Raw genomic sequence first — 2,526 nt, 5'->3', positions numbered from 1 at the left:
CGAGCCGACTCGCCGTGATTTCCTTTATCTCACCACAGGCATGGCGGGGGCGGTTGGGGCCGTTGCGGTTGCATGGCCGTTTATCGACCAGATGCGTCCGGATGCTTCGACGTTGGCGCTGGCCTCGATCGAGGTTGACGTTTCCAGCCTCGAGCCGGGAATGTCGCTGACGGCCAAGTGGCGCGGCAAGCCGATCTTCATCCGCAACCGTACGCCCGAGGAAGTGAAGGCTGCCGATGAGGTGCCGCTTTCCGACCTGAAGGACCCGGTGGCGCGCAACGCCAACCTGCCGTCCGACGCGCAGGCGACCGGCGTCGACCGTTCGGCCGGCAAGGACAAGGAAAACTGGATCGTCATGATCGGCTCGTGCACCCATCTCGGCTGCATCCCGCTCGGCCAGGCCGGCGAATACAATGGTTGGTTCTGTCCCTGCCATGGCTCGGTCTACGACACGGCCGGYCGCATCCGCAAAGGTCCGGCGCCGCAGAACCTGGCGATCCCGACCTATTCGTTCGTTTCCGATAAAGTAATCAAGATCGGTTGAGGGGGACTGATTTATGAGTGGCCATTCCAGCTACGAGCCATCAACCGGCCTTGAGAAGTGGATCGATGCGCGCCTGCCTTTGCCGCGCATGGTCTATGACAGTTTCGTCGCCTATCCGGTTCCGCGCAACCTGAACTATGCCTACACCTTCGGCGCCATGCTTTCGGTCATGCTCGTCGTGCAGATCCTGACCGGCGTCGTGCTGGCCATGCACTATGCGGCGGAAACGACGGTTGCCTTCAACTCCGTCGAAAAGATCATGCGTGACGTCAACCACGGCTGGCTGCTGCGCTATATGCACGCCAACGGCGCGTCGTTCTTCTTCGTTGCCGTCTATCTGCACATCGCCCGTGGTCTCTACTACGGCTCCTACAAGGCGCCGCGCGAGATCCTCTGGATCCTCGGCGTCCTCATCTACCTGCTGATGATGGCGACCGGCTTCATGGGCTACGTTCTGCCCTGGGGCCAGATGTCCTTCTGGGGCGCGACGGTCATCACCGGCTTCTTCTCGGCATTCCCGCTGGTCGGCGAGTGGATCCAGCAGTTCCTGCTCGGCGGCTTTGCCGTCGACAACCCGACGCTGAACCGCTTCTTCTCGCTGCACTACCTGCTGCCCTTCGTCATTGCCGGCGTCGTCGTCCTGCACATCTGGGCGCTGCATGTCGTCGGCCAGACGAACCCGACCGGCGTCGAGGTCAAGACCAAGACCGACACGGTTCGCTTCACGCCCTACGCGACGCTGAAGGATGCGCTTGGCGTTTCGATCTTCCTGCTGGTCTACGCCTACTTCGTCTTCTACATGCCGAACTTCCTCGGCCATCCGGACAACTACATCCCGGCTGACCCGTTGAAGACGCCGGCCCATATCGTTCCGGAATGGTACTTCCTGCCGTTCTACGCGATGCTGCGCTCGATCACCTTCAACATCGGACCGATCGACTCGAAGCTGGCCGGCGTCCTCGTCATGTTCGGCGCCATCATCGTGCTGTTCTTCGTGCCCTGGCTCGATACCTCGAAGGTGCGYTCGGCGGCYTATCGCCCCTGGTACAAGCTGTTCTTCTGGCTGTTCGTCGCCAATGCCATCGTCCTCGGCTGGCTCGGCTCGCGTCCTGCCGAAGGCACCTACGTGATCATGTCGCAGCTTGGCACTCTCTTCTACTTCGCCTTCTTCCTGGTGATCATGCCGGTTCTCGGCCTCGTCGAGACGCCGCGCCGCTTGCCCAACTCGATTACGGAAGCGGTTCTGGAAAAGCGCAACAAGGTGGCGGCCGCCGAGCCGGTCAAGGCCTGAGCGTGCGACAGGAAGGGAAGAGACACATGAACAAGCTTGTTACCAGCCTCCTGTCGCTGGCCGTCGTCGCTGGTTTGAGCGGCGCGGCACTTGCCGAGGAAACCACCCCGAACGGGGCTGCGCCGGCAGAGCATGCCGAAGGCGCAACGCCGCACTATCCGCTCATGCATCCGAAGCATGAGCACTGGACCTTTGCCGGCCCGCTCGGCCATTACGACAAGGGCCAGCTGCAGCGCGGCCTGAAGGTCTACACGGAAGTCTGCGCCGCCTGTCACTCGATGAGCCTCGTGCCGTTCCGCACGCTCGGAGCTCTCGGCTACTCGGACGCACAGGTGAAGGCCTTGGCCGCCAACTACGAGGTTCAGGATGGCCCGAATGCCAGCGGTGACATGTTCACCCGCAAGGCCATTCCGTCGGACTATTTCCCGTCGCCGTTCCCGAACCACGAGGCGGCGGCTGCCGCCAACAATGGTGCGGCGCCGCCGGACTTCTCGCTGATCGCCAAGGCGCGCGGCATCGAGCGCGGCTTCCCGCAGTTCCTGATCGACATGATCCCGTTCGTCGGCGGCTATCAGGAAGGCGGTCCGGACTACATCTACTCGCTGCTGACCGGCTACGACCAGCAGCCGCCGGCCGGCGTCCAGGTGGCCGAGGGCACGCACTACAACCCGTACTTCGCCGGTGCTGCTGC

General features: G+C 62.9%; 3 protein-coding genes. All 3 read left to right on the top strand.

Features of this window, described 5'->3' with window-relative positions; translation table 11 throughout:
• A partial coding sequence (gene petA / locus AC1DPR_RS31530; RefSeq protein ID WP_113263318.1) for a ubiquinol-cytochrome c reductase iron-sulfur subunit occupies positions 1 to 544 on the top strand: 544 nt, incomplete at its 5' end.
• 13 nt (positions 545 to 557) lie between these two features.
• Complete coding sequence (locus AC1DPR_RS31525; RefSeq protein ID WP_062368221.1) at positions 558 to 1,835, top strand: cytochrome b; 1,278 nt, start codon at positions 558 to 560, stop codon at positions 1,833 to 1,835.
• Positions 1,836 to 1,861: 26 nt separating this feature from the next.
• Positions 1,862 to 2,526, top strand: a 665-nt coding sequence (locus AC1DPR_RS31520) for a cytochrome c1 (protein ID WP_477817968.1), incomplete at its 3' end; no start/stop codon positions are given.

The sequence above is a fragment of the Rhizobium sp. 01T417 genome (assembly GCF_056398905.1).
The sequence above is the reverse complement of the archived record's forward strand: the minus strand, read 5'-3'. Positions and strand labels throughout refer to the sequence as shown.